General features: G+C 66.9%; 16 protein-coding genes. 5 read left to right on the forward strand and 11 right to left on the reverse strand.

Annotated features, from left to right (window positions below; all coding sequences use genetic code 11):
- Positions 1-98 precede the first annotated feature (98 nt).
- The 3 genes from B4M43_RS08555 (at position 99) to asd (ending at position 3,426) form a co-directional block, all read left to right on the forward strand.
- Entirely contained in the window at positions 99-1,634 is a 1,536-nt protein-coding gene (locus tag B4M43_RS08555; protein WP_296266063.1) for an HDOD domain-containing protein, read from the forward strand.
- Between the two features lie 111 nt (positions 1,635-1,745).
- A complete protein-coding gene (locus tag B4M43_RS08560) occupies positions 1,746-2,555 on the forward strand; it encodes a rhodanese-like domain-containing protein (RefSeq protein ID WP_296266064.1) in 810 nt (269 codons plus the stop codon).
- A 10-nt stretch (positions 2,556-2,565) separates the two neighbouring features.
- Positions 2,566-3,426 carry an archaetidylserine decarboxylase gene (gene asd, locus B4M43_RS08565; protein ID WP_296266066.1) on the forward strand — a complete coding sequence of 287 codons (861 nt, stop codon included), beginning with the start codon at positions 2,566-2,568 and terminating at the stop codon, positions 3,424-3,426.
- A gap of 99 nt (positions 3,427-3,525) precedes the next feature.
- On the opposite strand, the gene serB is transcribed toward asd, so the two are convergent.
- Positions 3,526-4,740 carry a phosphoserine phosphatase SerB gene (serB, locus tag B4M43_RS08570; protein WP_296266068.1) on the reverse strand — a complete coding sequence of 405 codons (1,215 nt, stop codon included), beginning with the start codon at positions 4,738-4,740 and terminating at the stop codon, positions 3,526-3,528.
- Positions 4,741-4,873: 133 nt separating this feature from the next.
- On the opposite strand from serB, the gene B4M43_RS08575 reads away from it, so the two are divergent.
- Positions 4,874-6,376, forward strand: a complete 1,503-nt coding sequence (locus B4M43_RS08575) for a histidine kinase (RefSeq protein ID WP_296266070.1) — start codon at positions 4,874-4,876, stop codon at positions 6,374-6,376.
- Positions 6,377-6,451: 75 nt separating this feature from the next.
- Here B4M43_RS08575 and B4M43_RS08580 read toward each other — a convergent pair whose 3' ends face one another.
- The 9 genes from B4M43_RS08580 to B4M43_RS08620 form a co-directional block, all read right to left on the reverse strand.
- Positions 6,452-7,156, reverse strand: a complete 705-nt coding sequence (locus B4M43_RS08580) for a PqiC family protein (protein WP_296266071.1) — start codon at positions 7,154-7,156, stop codon at positions 6,452-6,454.
- 149 nt (positions 7,157-7,305) lie between these two features.
- Positions 7,306-9,561, reverse strand: coding sequence for a DNA topoisomerase IV subunit A (parC, locus tag B4M43_RS08585; RefSeq protein ID WP_296266072.1), 2,256 nt, complete (start codon positions 9,559-9,561; stop codon positions 7,306-7,308).
- Positions 9,562-9,571: 10 nt separating this feature from the next.
- Positions 9,572-10,090, reverse strand: coding sequence for a retropepsin-like aspartic protease family protein (locus B4M43_RS08590; protein WP_296266075.1), 519 nt, complete (start codon positions 10,088-10,090; stop codon positions 9,572-9,574).
- Positions 10,087-11,073, reverse strand: coding sequence for an esterase-like activity of phytase family protein (locus B4M43_RS08595; protein ID WP_296266076.1), 987 nt, complete (start codon positions 11,071-11,073; stop codon positions 10,087-10,089). The genes B4M43_RS08590 and B4M43_RS08595 overlap by 4 nt, the downstream gene beginning before the upstream one ends.
- Positions 11,070-12,974: a DNA topoisomerase IV subunit B gene (gene parE, locus B4M43_RS08600; protein ID WP_296266078.1), complete on the reverse strand. Its 1,905-nt coding sequence runs from the start codon at positions 12,972-12,974 to the stop codon at positions 11,070-11,072. Before parE ends, B4M43_RS08595 begins: the two co-directional genes overlap by 4 nt.
- A 36-nt stretch (positions 12,975-13,010) precedes the next feature.
- A complete protein-coding gene (locus B4M43_RS08605) occupies positions 13,011-13,622 on the reverse strand; it encodes a YqiA/YcfP family alpha/beta fold hydrolase (RefSeq protein ID WP_296266080.1) in 612 nt (203 codons plus the stop codon).
- 128 nt (positions 13,623-13,750) lie between these two features.
- Positions 13,751-14,560, reverse strand: a complete 810-nt coding sequence (cpdA, locus tag B4M43_RS08610; protein ID WP_296266082.1) for a 3',5'-cyclic-AMP phosphodiesterase — start codon at positions 14,558-14,560, stop codon at positions 13,751-13,753.
- Positions 14,561-14,644: 84 nt separating this feature from the next.
- A complete protein-coding gene (locus B4M43_RS08615; RefSeq protein ID WP_414707824.1) occupies positions 14,645-15,133 on the reverse strand; it encodes a DUF1249 domain-containing protein in 489 nt (162 codons plus the stop codon).
- Positions 15,088-15,705: an NUDIX domain-containing protein gene (locus B4M43_RS08620; protein ID WP_296266086.1), complete on the reverse strand. Its 618-nt coding sequence runs from the start codon at positions 15,703-15,705 to the stop codon at positions 15,088-15,090. The genes B4M43_RS08615 and B4M43_RS08620 overlap by 46 nt, the downstream gene beginning before the upstream one ends.
- A 184-nt stretch (positions 15,706-15,889) precedes the next feature.
- On the opposite strand from B4M43_RS08620, the gene B4M43_RS08625 reads away from it, so the two are divergent.
- Positions 15,890-16,636 carry an RsiV family protein gene (locus B4M43_RS08625; protein WP_296266088.1) on the forward strand — a complete coding sequence of 249 codons (747 nt, stop codon included), beginning with the start codon at positions 15,890-15,892 and terminating at the stop codon, positions 16,634-16,636.
- On the opposite strand, the gene cytX is transcribed toward B4M43_RS08625, so the two are convergent.
- On the reverse strand, positions 16,605-17,885 hold the full coding sequence (cytX, locus tag B4M43_RS08630; protein WP_296266090.1) for a putative hydroxymethylpyrimidine transporter CytX: 1,281 nt from the start codon (positions 17,883-17,885) through the stop codon (positions 16,605-16,607). The genes B4M43_RS08625 and cytX overlap by 32 nt on opposite strands.
- Between the last annotated feature and the right edge of the window lie 5 nt (positions 17,886-17,890).

Consider the following 17,890-nt stretch of genomic DNA (forward strand, 5'->3'; position numbering starts at 1 on the left):
CCGCGAGGGGTGCTCTGAAACTCTTCTTCTACTTATCGGCAGAACTGCGCCAGACTATAGCCACTCCTAGCGAAAAGCCAGTTTGGACTGATGTCAAAATGCCAAGTGAAACCAGGGTACCGAGTCAGGTTCCAGCGACGTTAGAGGCGTGGGTCAAGCTGCTCGACGGCGTCCGCCTGCCGGTGGCCAAAGACAGCCACGACCGCGTGCTGTCGGCGATCAACGACAGCCGCCGCTCGCTGCGCGACATCGCCGAACTGTTGCAGGGCAGCCCCGCACTGGTGCTGTCGGTGATGCGCGAGGCCAACCATTCGGCCAACGCCAGCCAGGCCGAACCGGCCGAAAGCCTGGAAGTGGCGCTCAACCGCCTGGGTCTGGCGCGCTGCGCGCAGTTGCTGGCGCGGCTGCCCGCCGTGCCAAGCGACGACCTGCCGCCGGTGCTCAACCAGTTCGTGCAGATCAGCCAGCATGCCAGCCAACAGGCCAGCGGCCTGTTCGCCAGCCGGCTGGCGCGACTGTGGCAGGAGATCCACTGGGGCAGCCTGCTGTTCCTCTCGCCCCTGTGGCCCTTGGCCCTGACCTTCCCCGCCCTGCTCGACGACTGGGAACTACGGGTGATCCACAAGGGCGAGGACGCTGCCGAGGTGGAGCAGGAACTGTTCGGCGTACGCATCATGGCCCTGTGCCGTGCGGTGGCCGAGCATTGGCGGCTGCCCGAATGGGTGACCCAGGGCTACCGCCTGTTGCTCGAAGAACGCGAGCAACTGGCCCAGGCGATCAACATCTCCCGCGAGCAGGACAGCCTCGTCCAGCAACACCGGCTGGACGAAGAGCCCGGTCTGCGCCGCTGGTTCAACCAGCCGGCCAACACAGTGCTGCTGGCCAACAACCTGGCCCTGGCCGCGCAAGTGGGCTGGGACAACCCGCACCTGCTGCGCTGGCAACTGCTCACCGCGCTGTACCTGCAAACCAGCCTGGACGACGTGCAGAACCAGGTGCACCAACAGGCCGCGGTCAGCGCCCGCCGGCACGCGCGCCCGGGCCTGTTCCACCCGGCCGAGGCGCTGCTCTGGCCCTGGCAGCAACGCCGCCCGCACCCCGACATGCTGACGCCACCGCCGCCTACGGCCGAAGAACTGGCGCACTGGCGCAGCCTGTGCAACGAACTGCTGGCGCAGAACACGCGCTTCACCAATGCCGTGCACCTGGCCACCCAGGCCCGCGATGCGTTGGTCGCCTGCGGCTTCAACCGCGTCATGCTGCTGGCGTTCGACCGCGCCAACGATTGCCTGCGCGTGCAGCAGATCGCCGGCCTGCCCAAGGAGATGCTGGCGGTGAACCTGCCCACCACCGGCAACAAACTGCTGGAACGGCTGGTGCGCCAGGCTGCGCAACTGCGCCTGACCCCGGAAAACCATCGCCAGTACGCCCCCTTGTTCCCTGCCCCGCTGCGTCCGTTGCTGCGTAGCGAACACCTGCTGTTGCGCTCGCTGGCGGTCGACGGCAACGTAGTGGCGCTGGTGCTGGCCGACCAGGGCGCCCGCCCCTTGTCCGAGGTCGGCGTGCAGGCCTTCGCCAAGACCATGCCCTGCATCGAGCGCGCGCTGGCGAGCTTCGGCAACCGCGGCGCCTGAGGCGTCACGCGCAGCGCCTGCACACCTTCCCGGCCCTGCCCCACATCGCGCGATCGAGTATCGCGCCTGTACCTGGGCTACAATCGCCCCCTGATTTTTCGGAGACCCTGGATGACTGACTTTTCCGGCTTGCCCCTGGTGATCGAGGTTGCCGACCTGCTGCCGCGCCTGGACGCACCCGAGCTGATCCTGGTCGACCTGACCAGCGCCAGCCGCTATGCCGCCGGGCACGTGCCTGGTGCGCACTGGGTCGACAGCAAGCGCACGCAGCTTGGCCAACCGCCGGCGCCGGGCTTGCTGCCGAGTCAGGCCACCCTGGAAAAGCTGTTCGCCGACCTCGGGCACCGCGAAGACGCGGTGTACGTGGTGTACGACGAAGAAGGCGGCAGTTGGGCCGGCCGCTTCATCTGGTTGCTCGACGTCATCGGCCACACCCGCTACCACTATCTCAACGGCGGCATCCATGCCTGGCCCACCGACGCCCTGTCGACCGAAGTGCCGGCCAACGCCGTCAGCGACGTGGCGTTGCAGCTGCGCGCCGAACCCACCGCCACCCGCGAATACCTGCAAAGCCGCCTGGGCGCAGCGGACCTCGCCATCTGGGACGCGCGCGCGCCCGAGGAATTCGACGGCCGCAAAGTGCTCGCCGCCCGCGGCGGCCACATTCCCGGGGCGACCAACCTGGAATGGACCGTAGCCATGGACCCTGCCGACCACCTGCGCATCCGCCGCGACGTCGCCGAGCTGCTGCGCGCCCACGGCATCACCCCGGACAAGGAAGTGGTCACCCACTGCCAGAGCCATCGCCGTTCCGGCTTCACTTATCTGGTGGCCAAGGCCCTCGGCTATCCAAGGGTCAAGGCCTACGCCGGCTCCTGGAGCGAATGGGGCAACCACCCGGACACGCCTGTAGACGTTTAAGGAAAACCCAATGAAATCCCGCTTGTTCATCCTCAGCCAGTACCTGCTGCCCCACCACCTGCTGTCGCGTCTGGCCGGCTGCGTCGCCGAATGCCGCGTGCGCTGGTTCAAGAACGCCTTCACCGCCTGGTTCGCCAAGCGCTACCAGGTCGACATGTCCCAGGCGCTGGTCGAAGACCTGACCGCCTACGAGCACTTCAACGCCTTCTTCACCCGCGCCCTGAAGCCTGAAGCACGCCCGCTCGACCCCACGCCCGGCGCCATCCTCTGCCCGGCCGACGGTGCCGTCAGCCAGGTGGGCCAGATCGAGCACGGCCGCATCTTCCAGGCCAAGGGCCACAGCTTCAGCGCCCAGGAACTGCTCGGCGGCGACCCGGCCCTGGCCGCGCCGTTCATGGGCGGCGAGTTCGCTACGGTGTACCTCTCGCCCAAGGACTACCACCGCGTGCACATGCCGCTGGCCGGCACCCTGCGCGAAATGGTCTACGTGCCGGGCCAACTGTTCTCGGTCAACCAGACCACCGCGGAAAACGTCCCCGAGCTGTTCGCCCGCAACGAGCGCGTGGTGTGCCTGTTCGACACCGAGCGCGGGCCGATGGCCATGGTGCTGGTCGGCGCGATGATCGTGGCGTCTGTGGAAACGGTCTGGGCCGGTTTGGTGACGCCGCCCAAGCGCGAACTGAAGACCGTGCGCTACGACGAAGCCAGCCGCGCGCCGATCCACCTGGAGAAAGGCGCCGAAATGGGTCGCTTCAAGCTGGGTTCGACGGTGGTGGTGCTGTTCGGTCCCGAGCAGATGCAATGGGGCGATGTCGGCGCGGGTTCGGCCGTACGCATGGGCCAGTTGCTGGCCATGCCGAAACAGGCTTGATGCGCTGCGTGGCCCTACGGGGCTGCGCTTCCTTTTTTGCGTAGCAACGAAAACGCCCGGTATCCAGTACCGGGCGTTTTCGTTCGAGGGTGGCGCGGGTCAGACGCGGGTCTGGCGATCGCGCAAGCCGAGCAGATACAACACGCCATCGAGCCCCAGGGTGGAGATGGCCTGCTTGGCCGACTGGCGCACCAGCGGCTTGGCGCGGAAGGCCACGCCCAAACCGGCCAGCGCCAGCATCGGCAGGTCGTTGGCGCCGTCGCCCACGGCGATGGTCTGCTCCAGTTGCAGCCCCTCCTTGATGGTCAGCTCCTGCAACAGATCGGCCTTGCGCTGGGCATCGACGATCGGTTCGATGGTTTCGCCGGTCAGTTTGCCATCGACCACGTCCAGTTCGTTGGCGAACACATAGTCGATGCCCAGGCGCGCCTGCACCTGCTTGGCGAAGTAGCTGAAGCCGCCGGAAAGGATGGCGGTCTTGTAGCCCAGGCGCTTGAGTTCGGCGAACAGGTTTTCGGCACCCTCGGTCAGGCGCAGCGAGGCGCCGATCTGGTCCAGCACGCTCACGTCCAGGCCCTTGAGCAGCGCCATGCGCTCCTTGAAGCTGGCGCGGAAATCCAGCTCGCCACGCATGGCCCGCTCGGTGATGGCGGCGACCTGCTCGCCGACCCCGGCGGCCTTGGCCAATTCGTCGATGACTTCGGCCTCGATCAGCGTCGAGTCCATGTCGAACACGGCCAGGCGACGGTTGCGCCGGTAGAGGTCGTCCTTCTGGAAGGCGATGTCGACGTCCAGCTCGCTCGACAAGGCAAAGAACTCGGCGCGCAGGGCCTGCACGTCGGAAGGCTCGCCGCGCACGGAAATCTCCACTGCCGAGCGGCTCCCGTCGACCGGCGCATCCAGGGCGATGCGCGCGGACAGGCGCTCGATGCGCTCGATGGTCATGCCATATTTGGAGATCACCGCACTGGCGCGCTGCAACTGCGCGGGGGTGATCTGCCGGCTGAGCAGCGTGACCACGTGCCGCGCATCGCCATGGCCTTCGGCCCAGTGCTGGTAATCGGCTTCGGAGATGGGCGTGTAGCGGGCCTGCAGGTTCAGTTCGTGGGCCTTGGCCTGCACGCTCTGCAACAGGTGGGTGGCCACTTCGTTGTCGGGCAGGTCGACCAGAATGCCGAACGACAAAGTGCCGTGCATGACGGCAAGACCGATGTCGAGGATGTTCACACCGCCCTGGAGCAGGACGCCGGTGAGGGCGGCAGTGAGACCGGGTCGGTCTTCACCGGTGATGTTGATCAGGACGATTTCGCGCAAGACCTGGCTCCGAAAGGATGAAAAATGCGCATTCTACCGATTTTCCGTGACCGCTGGGCACATCGCCTACTTTGCCGCCATATGACGTGTCGCTATACTCCGCCCCACACTTTTTGCCATAAAGAGCCGCGCTGTGATCCGGCCCACGCCCGTCAAACCCGACAACTTCTTCGTGATGCTCTTTCGCGCCCTGCGCCAACGTCGCATTCCCTTGGTTCTGCGCATCGCCAGCCACACCATTTTCATGGTGGCGCTGGCGCTGGTGATCTATGCCTGCGTCATGGGCCTGCAATTCAAGCAGGCCATGCACGACCAGGCCGACGCCCTCGGCCAGAGCCTGACGTTGCAGACCGCCTCCTCGGCCACCGAGCTGCTGGTGGCCAACGACATCCTCAGCCTCAACGTGCTACTGGGCAACCTGGTGAAGAACCCGCTGGTGGCCCACGCCGCGATCTACAGCGTGGACAACCGCATCCTCGCCGAAGCCGGCGAGCGTCCGCGCAACGGCCTGCTGGGCGAAGCCGAAGGGTTGTACCAGAGCAAGATCACCTTCCAGGACGTCACCGCCGGGCAGCTGCGCATCAGCCTGGACATGAACGAGTTCCAGCAGCCGATGCTCATCAGCTTGCAGAGCATGGGCATCATGGCCGCCATCCTGCTGTGCCTGGCGCTGACCTTGAGCCTGCGCCTGGGCCGCTACATCAGCACCCCGCTGCTGCAGTTGCGGGTCTGGCTGCGCGACCCGCACCACCTCACCCCCGGCACCGAGCGCCACGACGAAATCGGCGACCTCGCCCGCCAGTTGCATGCCCGCCTGGCGCCACCGGCACCGCCCGAGCCCGAGCCCGAGCTGGAACCCGAGTTCGAATACGACGACGAAGACGATGACGCGCTGACCGCCGAAGACGCTCCGCTGAGCCTGCGCGAACGTGCCGCCATCCCCAAACCGAGCGCGCGCACCCAAGTGCATGCCGACGATGACGACGACGAAGCCTTCGCCGGCCTGCTTGACGACGAACAACCCGTGCCCGTGGTCCAGCCGTTCCATGAGGCTCCCGGCGAGCCGCAGTTCACTGCCGTGCTGGCCGTGCAACTGGGCTCGCAGGAGCAGCTGCGCCGCTTGCCGCGCACCCGTCTCGGCGAACTGCTTGAGCGCTACCGCGAGTGTCTGAACCAGGCCGTTTCGCTGTACGAAGGCGAGCTGCACTCGCTCAACGACGGCAGCGCCCTGCTGCTGTTCCACAGCCGCCAGTGCGGCGACGACTACCTGACCAACGCCATCTGCTGTGGCGAGTTGCTACGTGCCCTGGGCCACGCCTTGCAGATCGAGGTGGCCGACAGCGGCATCACCCTGCAACTGCAACTGGGTCTGACGGTGGACGACGATCTCTACGGGCTAGACCAGGTCGACCTGCTCATGGCCGAGAAGGCCCAGGATGCCCTGGCGCTGTCGCAACACAGCCGCAACCTGCTGCTGGTCGAGCGTCAGATCGGCGACGATTCGCTGATCCGCCAACGTGCGCGCATCCGCCCCATCGCCAGCCCCGAAGGCGCCTGCTGCGTGGAGCGCTTGCTCGAGCCCTACCCGTCGATGCTCGAACGTCAACTGGCGCGCATGCATGAGCACCGCAGCTGATCTCGGTCGGCCATCCATGAAAAAGCCCGCAGCGATGCGGGCTTTTTTATGGATGCGATCAAGCGGTAGCGCGGCTTAGAAGCGATAGACTTCCATGTGGGTACGCACCGGCGACACCATGGGAATGCGCGACTTTTCCGGCCCGCGCTTGACTTGCGCGGCAGGCTTCTTCACTGGCGCCTCGACCAGCGCCGGCTGGTTGGCCAGAGGCTTGAGGGCGGTGCTCAGCTGCTCGGCCAGTTTTTGCAGCAACTGCCCCTGAGCCTGCACTTGGGCGCTTTCGCTACCTGCATGCGGCTGTTCCAAATGCACGATGCGGTTGTCGCGCACCTGGCCACGGCGATCCAGCACGCGCCACTGCGCGTCGAGCACGGCCGGTTGTTTGCTGCCCGAATCCAACCGCGTGATCGACAGCAGCACCTGCGCATCGGGCGTAAAGCCGGTGCCGGCGGGCGCCAGCACCACGCGCTGACTGTCCAGGCGCCAGGCCAGCTGGCGCACCAGCAATTGGTCGATGTCCGACGACAGGCTGCCCGCCCAACGCCCATCGACCGCAGCGCTCAGGCTGCCATCGGCCTGGCGTTGCAGGAAGGTTTCACGTTGCAGGTAGTCGGCCACCGACACCGGGCCCACCACCACGGCCATGCCGGAAGCCTGGGTCGGCTGCCCGGGCTGGCCGCTGTCCAGCTGGTACAACGCCATAGGCTGATGCACGCTGCATCCGGCCAGGGTCAGCAGGCCAGTCATCAACAAGGTCAATGGAAGGCGTGGAAATCTCATTCGTCCCATCCAGGCGGCCGCACTGAGCTGGCCGCAGTGATACTTGAGTAAACCTCTGGGCGCATCAGGGGCCCTGGCGCCGCGGGGCGCTATCATCCGTGAAATGGCGCCGCGACTCCAGCACTTAAAAGTCGCGGCGCCTCGCACACTCAGGCGGGCCGTTCCACCGTCAGGCCATCGACGCGCTGGAAGCCACGCGGCAGTTTGCTGCCGCGCCGGCCGCGTTCGCCCTTGTAGTGTTCGAGGTCGTCGGGCTTGAGCGACAAGGTGCGTTTGCCGGCCTGCAGGACCAGGGTCGAACCCTCGCCCAACACCGCCAGGTCGCTGACGTACTCTTCGCGGCTGGCCACCCGTTCGCCCGGCACGCCGATGATCTTGTTGCCCTTGCCCTTGCCCAATTGCGGCAGGTCGCTGATCTTGAACACCAGCAGGCGGCCTTCGGTGGTCACGGCGGCCAGCCAGTCGTTGGCACGGTCGAGCACCGGGCGCGGTGCCATGACCTTGGACCCGTTGGGCAGGCTCAACAGCCCTTTGCCCGCCTTGTTCTTGGCTTGCAGGTCTTCGCCTTTGACCACGAAGCCATAGCCGGCATCGGAGGCCACCACGTACAGCGCACTGTCGTCGGGAACCAGCACGCAATCGAAGGTCGCGCCCGGCGGCGGCGTCAGGCGGCCGGTCAGGGGTTCGCCCTGGCCCCGTGCCGACGGCAGGCTATGGGCGGCCAGCGAATAACTGCGCCCAGTGGAATCGATGAGCACGGCGAATTGATTGGAACGCCCGGCCGCTGAGGCTTTGAAGCCGTCGCCGGCCTTGTAGGCCAAGCCCGTGGCGTCGATGTCGTGGCCCTTGGCGCAGCGGATCCAGCCTTTTTCAGACAGCACCACGGTGACCGGCTCGGCCGGCATCAGCTCGTTTTCCGACAGGGCCTTGGCCTCGGCACGCTCGACGATGGGCGAGCGGCGCGCGTCGCCGTAGGTCTCGGCATCCTTGAGCAGTTCGCTGCGCACCAGCTTGCGCAGCTTGGCCTCGCTGCCCAGCAGGCCGCTGAGTTTGGCCTGTTCCTTGAGCAGTTCGTCCTGCTCGCCACGGATCTTCATTTCCTCCAGGCGCGCCAACTGCCGCAGGCGCGTCTCGAGGATGTAGTCGGCCTGGGTTTCGCTCAGCCCGAAACGGGCGATCAGCGCCTGCTTGGGCTGGTCCTCGGTACGAATGATGTGGATCACTTCGTCGAGGTTGAGGAAGGCGGTGAGCAAGCCGTCGAGCAGGTGCAGGCGCCGCTCGACCTTGTCCAGACGGAACTGCAAGCGCCGGCGCACGGTGCCGATGCGGTACTGCAGCCACTCCTGCAACAGCGTGCGCAGGTTCTTCAGTTGCGGGCGCCCGTCCAGGCCGATGATGTTGACGTTGACCCGGTAGCTGCTTTCCAGGTCGGTGGTGGCGAACAGGTGCTGCATCAGCTCGGCGGCGTCCACGCGGTTCGAGCGCGGGATGATCACCAGTCGGCAGGGGTTTTCGTGGTCCGACTCGTCGCGCAGGTCGGCCACCATCGGCAGCTTCTTGGCCTGCATCTGCGCCGCGATCTGCTCCATCACCTTGGCCCCGGAGACCTGGTGCGGCAATGCGGTGACCACGATGTCGCCGTCCTCGACGCGGTACACCGCGCGCATGCGGATCGAGCCGCGCCCGCTCTCGTAGAGTTTGAGCAGGTCGGCGCGCGGCGTGATGATTTCGGCTTCGGTCGGGTAGTCCGGCCCCTGGATGTGCTCGCACAGCTGCTCGACCGTGGCCTTGGGCTCGTCGAGCAGGCGCACGCAGGCCGTGGCGACTTCACGCAGGTTGTGCGGCGGCACGTCGGTGGCCATGCCCACGGCGATGCCGGTGGTGCCGTTGAGCAGGATGTTCGGCAGGCGTGCCGGCAGCACCGCCGGTTCCTGCAAGGTGCCGTCGAAGTTCGGCACCCAGTCCACGGTGCCCTGGCCGACTTCGTCGAGCAGCACTTCGGAATAGCGCGACAGGCGCGCTTCGGTGTAGCGCATGGCGGCGAAGGATTTCGGATCGTCCGGCGCCCCCCAGTTGCCCTGGCCGTCGACCAGGGTGTAGCGGTAGCTGAACGGCTGGGCCATCAGCACCATGGCTTCGTAGCAGGCCGAGTCGCCATGGGGGTGGAACTTGCCGAGCACGTCGCCCACGGTACGCGCCGATTTCTTGTGCTTGGCGTCGGCATCCAGGCCCAGCTCGCTCATGGCATAGACGATGCGCCGTTGCACGGGCTTGAGGCCGTCGCCGATGTGCGGCAAGGCCCGGTCCATGATCACGTACATGGAGTAGTTGAGGTAGGCCTGTTCGGTGAAGTCGGCCAGCGAGCGGCGCTCGACGCCGTCGAGACTGTCTTGTAAGTCGCTCATGCGAGCCTCGTCATTTCAAGTTCTGGCGCAGCAGCATGGTGCCGCCGCGCTGGGTGAATTCAAGTCGTTGCAAAGCGCTCATGCCCAGCAGCACCTGGTCGCCGTCCAGGCCCGGCACCACCAGGGCGCGCAGGTCGCGCAGGCGGATGTCGCCCAACGCCAGTTCGGCGAGCCGGGTGCGGTAGCCTTCGGTGCGGCCGTTGGCGGTGCTCAGGGTCACCGGCGCGCCACGCTCCAGGCCCAGCTGACGCGCCAGCCCCTCGGGGATGGCGACGTCGGTGGCGCCGGTGTCGAGCATGAAGTGCACGGCCTGGCCGTTGATCGCGCCGTCGGCGACGAAATGGCCCTGGCCGTTGCCCAGCAGCCGTACTTCGATGAAGTCGGCGCCGTGCTCGGACTGCACTTGTGTGTTGGGGTTGTACTGGCGCTCTTCCCACTGCCCGAAGAACCGCGTGGCCAGGAACAGCCCCGCCGCCCAGGCCAGCAGCATCAGGATCTTGCCCGCGCGTTTGCCGGCCGGCTGGCTCATGGCTTGGCGCTCCAGCCACCGTCGGGCGCTTCGAAGCGCCAGACGATGGGCCTGAGCTCGCCGTCGGCGCGGTGGGCGTTGTTGTTGTCCAGACCGATCCAGGCACCCTTGTCGTCGATCACCAGGGCTTCGGCCAGGCCGAAGGGCTGGTCGTAGCGCCGTGCGTCGGTCAACGCCTCGGCGGCGAACGACCAGCAACGCTCGACCGCACCGCTGTCCGTGTCGCGGCGGCAGATGCGGTAGGCGTTGCGCTCCAGGGTGAACAGCTTGCCCTGATAGTGGACCAGGTCCGAGAAATCGCGCGGACGCTTGCGCGGGTGCGGCATCTGCGCCGGTTGCCGTTCGATCCCGGCCTCGCTGAGCAGCACGCAACTGTGGCCGCAATTCCACACCGATTGCCGACGTTCGATGGCCACCAGGCCGCGGCGCTCGCGCTCGGCGGCCAGCCACAGGCGATCGCCGGCGGGGTTGATCGCCACGCCTTCGAACAGCGCATTGAAGTGCAGCAGCATGCCACTGGCGCGGGCCTGGCGCACCATGGCCGGGTCGATCTTCAGCCAGTTCGGCTCGCCCTCCAGCGGCAATTGCAGCACGGCGGCGTGGGCCTCGCTGACCAGGTACAGATTGCCGGCCTGGTCGCAAGTGACGCCTTCGTAGTCCAGCGCACCGCCACGCACCAGCGCCGCCGCCTGGTTACGCGCTTGCAGGCCCCAGGGCAGGCCGCTTTCCGGCACGGGTGGCGGGACGAACTCGACCGTTTCGGCAGCCCACACCGCAGGCATGGTGTCGAAACGGTAGAGGCGGTCGTCGTCGCGGTCGGACACTCCCCACAAGGCTCCGCGGCACGCCGCCAACCCCGACAGGTTGCCGCCGCGCATGCCTTCGATGGGGTGTTCGCTGACCAGCTTCAGTTCGGGCCAGTCGCCGGCCAGCACGGCGGGCGTCGACAGCGTCAGCAGTACGGCGAGCCAGCCACGGATCACACCATGACCTCGACCAGGTTGCCCTTGGTTTCCAGCCAGCTCTTGCGGTCGCCTGCACGCTTCTTGGCCAGCAGCTTGTCCATCAGTTCGCAGGTGGCCGCCACGTCGTCCAGGGTCAGTTGCACCAGGCGCCGGGTGTTGGGGTCCATGGTGGTTTCGCGCAACTGCGGCGGGTTCATTTCGCCCAGGCCCTTGAAGCGGGTGACCTGCGGCTTGCCGCGTTTCTTCTCGGCCACCAGGCGGTCGAGGATGCCGTCGCGCTCGGCGTCGTCCAGGGCGTAGTAGATTTCCTTGCCCAGGTCGATGCGGTACAGCGGCGGCATGGCCACGTACACGTGCCCGGCATCCACCAGCGGGCGGAAGTGCTGGACGAACAGCGCGCAGAGCAAGGTGGCGATGTGCAGGCCGTCGGAGTCGGCGTCGGCGAGGATGCAGATCTTGCCGTAACGCAGTTGCGCCAGGTCACTGGCGCCGGGATCGACACCGATGGCCACGGCGATGTTGTGCACTTCCTGGCTGGCCAGGACTTCGCCGCCGTCGACTTCCCAGGTGTTCAGAATCTTGCCGCGCAGCGGCAGGATGGCCTGGAATTCCTTGTCCCGCGCCTGCTTGGCCGAACCGCCGGCCGAGTCGCCCTCGACCAGGAACAGCTCGGCGCGCATCGGGTCCTGGCCGGCGCAGTCGGCCAGCTTTCCGGGCAAGGCCGGGCCTTGGGTCACGCGCTTGCGCTCGACCTTCTTGCTCGCCTTCAGGCGCCGGCCGGCGTTGCTGATGGCCAGCTCCGCCAATTGCAGGCCCAACTCGGGATGGGCGTTGAGCCACAGGCTGAAGGCATCCTTGACCACGCCGGAGACGAAAGCCGCGGCCTCGCGGGAAGACAGCCGCTCTTTGGTCTGCCCGGAGAACTGCGCGTCCTGCATTTTCATCGACAGGACGAAGGCGATGCGTTCCCAGACGTCTTCCGGAGCCAGCTTGACGCCGCGCGGCAGCAGGTTGCGGAACTCGCAGAACTCGCGCATGGCGTCGAGCAGGCCCTGGCGCAGGCCGTTGACGTGGGTGCCGCCCTGCGCTGTGGGGATCAGGTTGACGTAGCTTTCCTGCAAGCTGTCGCCGCCCTCGGGCAGCCACAGCAGCGCCCAGTCGACCGCTTCCTTGTTGCCGGCCAGCGCGCCGCAGAACGGCTCGTCGGGCAGGCGCTGGAATTCGCTGACCGCATCGACCAGGTAGGAACGCAGGCCGTCCTGGTAATGCCACTCGACCTTCTCGCCGGTGCCTTTGTCTTCGAAGCTGATCGACAGCCCTGGGCAGAGCACGGCCTTGGCCTTGAGCACGTGCTTGAGGCGGCTGATGGAGAACTTCGCCGAATCGAAGTACTTCGGATCGGGGCTGAAGTACACGCTGGTGCCGGTGTTGCGCTTGCCGACCGTGCCGATGACGGCAAGCTCCGTGGCCTTGAAGCCGTCGGCGAAGGTCATCTGGTATTCGTTGCCGTCGCGTTTGACGCGCACGCGCACCTGGTTCGACAGGGCGTTGACCACCGAAATGCCGACCCCGTGCAGGCCCCCGGAGAACTGGTAGTTCTTGTTGGAGAACTTGCCGCCGGCGTGCAGCTTGGTGAGGATCAGCTCGACGCCGGACACGCCTTCTTCGGGGTGGATGTCCACCGGCATGCCGCGGCCGTCGTCGCTGACTTCCAGGGAATGGTCGGCATGCAGCACCACTTGAATGGAGCGCGCATGGCCGGCCAGGGCTTCGTCGACGCTGTTGTCGATGACTTCCTGTGCCAGGTGGTTGGGCCGGCTGGTGTCGGTGTACATGCCCGGCCGCTTGCGGACCGGGTCGAGGCCGGAGAGGACTTCGATGGCGTCTGCGTTATAGGCGCTAGCGCTGGGATTGGCCATGGGTTCTCGTCGTCAGTCTGGTGAATGCGGGAAAGATCAAAAGGCGGCGGCGTCGAACGCGTCGAGGCGCTCGGCGTCGAGGCCGGCCAGGCGCAGCAGCGCCGGCAGGTGCGCGGCGAAGCCTTGGAAGCTGTGGTCGCCACCGGTTTCGATGCGCAGGTCGCAATGCTGGTAGTAGCGCTCGGCATGGCGGTAGTCGAGGGTTTCGTCGCCGGTCTGCAGCCACACCTGGATGCGCTCGGCCGCTTGCGGCGGCGGCACTTCCAGTTCGGCCAGCGCCTGCACGTGGTCGAGGGTCAGCTCCCAGGTTTCGTCGCTGTACAGGTTGCGCTGGGTGCCCAGATAGCCGTCGAACAGCCGGTGCGGCGCGACGGCCGGGTTGATCAACAGGGCCTTGAGGCCATGGCGCTCGGCCAGGTACGTGGCGTAGTAGCCGCCGAGCGAGCTGCCGACCAGCAGCGGCGCACCGCCCAGTTCGGCCAGGTCGGCTTCGAGTTGCACCAGGGCCTGGCGCGGGTGGTGGTGCAGGGCCGGGACGCGCAAGCGGTCGAGCAGCCCGAGGTGGCCCATGGCCGCCGTCAGCTGGCTGGCCTTGCGCGACAGGGGCGAGCTGTTGAGACCGTGTATGTAAAGGATCGAACCCGACATCGTGCCCTCGGCATCTGCAATGCAGCGCCCGCTCGGCAGGCGCTGGGAAACGCCCATTGTACCGTGTTTGCGGGCGTTTGGCGCAGATGCCGACGCGTGCGGGCCTACGCCGCAGGCCTGCTGGCGCGTCAGTAGCCGGGGCTATCGAAATCCAGGGTGACGATGAAATCCTCGGCACGCTGCACACCGGTTTCAATCCGCCCATCGGCGTGCAGACGCAGCCAGCGGTAACCCGGCGCTTCCCGGCTGACCTCGAAATCCGCGCTGCCGGCGGCGAACTGGATACAGGTGGACGGCGTGGCCAACAGGCGCAGACTGCCGCGCTGTTCGTCCCAAGGTTGATGGATGTGCCCCCAGAGCAGCCCGCGCACCTGCGCATGGCCTTGCAGCAGCGCCAGCAGGCGCTCGCCGTTGCGCAGGCCGATGGGGGCGATCCAGGCGCAGCCGACGTCCACCGGCTGGTGGTGCAGGCACACCAGACAATGCTGGGAATCTGCCCCGTCCAGCGCCCGTTGCAACACGTCGAACTGCTCGTCTTCGAGCCAGCCATGGTTCGACCCGGCCACCACCGAATCGAGGATGATCACGCGCCAGGCGCCGAGGTCGGTCACCGCTTGGGTCGCTCCGGGCGGCGCCACCTGTGCCATGACCTGTGGCGCGTCATGGTTGCCGGGCAGCCAGCGGACGCTGTCGGCCAGGCCATCGGTCAGCGCGCCAAAGGCTTCGTAGGCGGTGGGGCTGGCGTCTTGAGTGAGGTCGCCGGTGCACAGCAGCAGGTCGATGCGCGGTTGTTCGCGGCGCACCTGCGCCACCACATGGCGCAAGCTGTCGCGGGTGTTGACGCCCAGCAGGCCACGGGCCGGATCGGCGAACAGGTGCGGGTCGGTCAGTTGCACCACATGAAGGGGTGACGGGGCGGCGGGGCTGGACGGGGGCAACGACCGTCTCCTTGTGCGGATGAAGCGTAATTATCGTCGCCCTGCCAGGGTATGCAACGCTCAAAAGCCGACCGGCTTCACATTTCAGCGAACCACTGCCAGCTCGTGCCCCCAGGCCAGGCAGTGGGTGAGCCATTCACCCAGGAACAGGTTGAGCTGGGCCTTCTCGTCGGGCTGGTGCATGGCGTCGTTGGGGTAGGGATAGATGCTGCGCAGGCGCCGGGCATGCTCGGCGCTGACCACTTCGGCCATGCGCGCGTCGTGGTAGACCTGCACGTCCATCTGCGGCACCGGCAGCCAGGGCAGGCTGTGCTCCTGGCGCACGCGCAGAGTGGTGGTGTACGGGCAGGCCAGCACCACCTCCAACGCCAGCACGCCGAGCATCTGGTCGCCCTGGGTCATGCCGATGCGGCGCTCGCTCTGGGTGCTGCGCATTTCCGGAAGCAGGCGCATGAGCCGTGCGTAGTTGGCCTCGCAGGCGGCTTGCAAGCCGGCGAGGTCGACGCGGTAGCGCTCACGCGATGGGCTCACGACCACATCCCCCGGACTTCCGCGCGATTCAACGCCAGCCATTGCAGGGCGATGATGCTCGCGGCATTGCCGATGCGACCGTCGCGCACCGCTTGCAACGCGTCTTCGAACGACCACACCTGCACGCGGATGTCTTCGCCCTCTTCCTCCAAGCCATGCACCCCACCCGCCTGCTCGGTGCTGCAGCGGCCGAGGAACAGGTGCACGAACTCGTCGCTGCCACCGGGGGACGGGAAATAGCGGGTCATCGGCCACAGGGCGGAAAAGGTCAGGCCGGCCTCTTCCTCGGCTTCGCGATGGGCGACCTGCTCGGGCTCTTCGTCCTTGTCGATCAGGCCGGCGACCAGTTCGATCAGCCAGGGGTTGCTCGACTTGCCGAGGGCGCCGACGCGGAACTGCTCGATCAGCACCACTTCGTCGCGTTGCGGGTCGTAGGGCAGTACGCACACCGCATCGTGGCGCACGAACAGCTCGCGGGTGATCTCCCGGCTCATGCCGCCATCGAACAGCTCATGGCGCAGGCGCAGCTTGTCGAGGCGGTAGAAGCCCTTGAAGCACTGTTCGCGCTGGACGATCTCGACGGCTTTGGGTTCGGAATGCAAAGGGTTGGACATGGTGTTTCCTCTTACAACGTACGGCGTCATCGCGCCATCCTACTCTGCGCATCGCTGTGTTTCACTCACTTATCGTGCGCTCGACGCAGTTGCCAAAGCCCCCCGCCACTCTGTTAGCGTAGCGGCGAACCGAAGGCCGTGCCGACGGTCGAAGACCGATCATCTCGTCTTGCAAGGAACCTAAATGACGCTTGCCAAACTGACTGCCGTGGCCGCGCTGGCCCTGGCGCTGGGCGCCTGCCAGAGTGTGTTCGCGCCGAACTACCGTGCGCCGCTCGAAGTCAAGCGCGAGGCCTGGGAACACGTCAAACCCGGCTGCAGCGAGCGCGACTGCCCGCTGGTGAACATCGACACCGTGTCGTTCCCGGCACTGCCCAAGCTCGATGGCATCGTCGAAAGCCGCCTGCTGCAACTGACCGAAGACAACGAACGCAGCACGGCCGCGCCGTCGCTCAAAGCCTACGAGCAGCAGTACCTGGCCACCGCCAAGCAGCGCAACAGCAGCTACCTGCAAGCCAAGGTACGCGAGCAGCATGACGGGTTGGTGATCGTCGAGCTGTCCAGCTACCTCGACAGCGGCGGTGCCCACGGCATGCCGGGCCGCGCGTTCATCAACTACTCGCGCCAGCAGGACAAGGTGCTGACCTTGCAGGACATGCTCCTGCCCGGCCAGGAAGAGACGTTCTGGAAAACCGTGGCCGAGTCGCACAAGGCCTGGCTGATGAGCGTCGAGATGGACAAGGACCCGGAGTTCATCAAGACCTGGCCGTTCCGCAAGTCGCCGCACATCGCCTTGACCTACGGCGCCTTGATCGTGAAGTACGAGGTCTATGCCATCGCCCCGTACTCCATGGGCCACGTCGAGCTGAAGATCCCCTACCCGCGCCTGAACGGCGTGCTCAAACCCGAGCTGTTCCCCGGCCGCGGCTGAGGCCCAGCAGCGCATACAGCCCACCTGCCAGCAGCAAGGCTGGCAGCGTGGCGCCCACCTCCGGTGCCCAGTGGGCGATGCCGTGGTAGGTCGCCACACCCGCCGCCCAGGCCACCAGGGCCCTCACGCTCATCGCCTCGACCTGCGCCGCCAGGCGCCGGCGCACGACGAAATGGTCCACCAGCACCACGCCGAACAGCGGCGCGAACACCGAACCGATCAGCAGTAGGAAGTTCTGGTACTGCGCCAGGGGCGCCAGCAGGGCGATCAGCGTGCACAGTACGCCGATGGCCAAGGCCAGGTGCTCGACCTTCACCCGCACCAGCGTGCCGCTGGACACGGCCGCCGAGTGGATGTCGGCGAAGGCGTTCTCCGACTCGTCGAGCAGAATCAGCAGCAGCGGCAGGCCCAGCCCGGCGCCGGCGAGCGCCAGCAATAGCGCGTCGACCTCGCCACTGGGCGCGAACGCCAGGGTGTAGGCCACGCCCAGGCTCATCAGCCAGGCATTGCCGAGGAAAAAGCCCAGCGCCGTCCCGCCGAACACACGGCCGGCATGCTGGCCGAACCGCGAATAGTCGGCGATCAGCGGCAACCACGACAACGGCATGGCAACGACGATGTCCAGGCCCACCGCCAGCGACAGCGAGCCGTCGCCAGGGCGCGCCCACAAGGCCGCGAGATCCGCCTTGGCCAGCAGGTTCCAGGTCAGCCACAGGCAGGCGCCAAGCAGCAGCCAGATGCCCCAGCGGCGCAGCACCTTGCGCACGAAAGTCAGCGGCCCGCCGACTGCGAGCAGGGTGGCCAGGGCGCCGAAGCACAGGGTCCACAGCAAGGGGTTGCTCCAGCCGCTGGCGCCGCCGAAGGCGCGGGTGGCCAAGAGGCTCGCGGCATCGCGCATGACGATGATCTCGAAAGCGCCCCAGCCCACCAGTTGCAGCAGGTTGAGCGCAGCCGGCAGGCGTGCGCCGTGGCGTCCCAGGGTCAGGCGCAAGGTGGCCATGGCCGACAGGCCGGTGTCGCAGCCGATCACCGCCACCGCCGCCAGCAACAGCACGCCCACGGCGCTGCCGGCCAGGATCGCCAATAGGGCGCCAGCCAGCCCCAGGCCCGGCGCCAACAGCGCGCCCACCTGCAACACCATCAGGCCTACGCCCAAGGAAAACCACAGCGAAAACAGGTCCCGGCCGCCGAGGACGCGCTGGCTGAGGGGAACGGGGTGATCGGGGGAAAACGCGCTGATCTGAGTCATGGATG

The sequence above is a fragment of the Pseudomonas sp. UBA6562 genome, from assembly GCF_002434265.1.
Lineage (GTDB): Bacteria > Pseudomonadota > Gammaproteobacteria > Pseudomonadales > Pseudomonadaceae > Aquipseudomonas.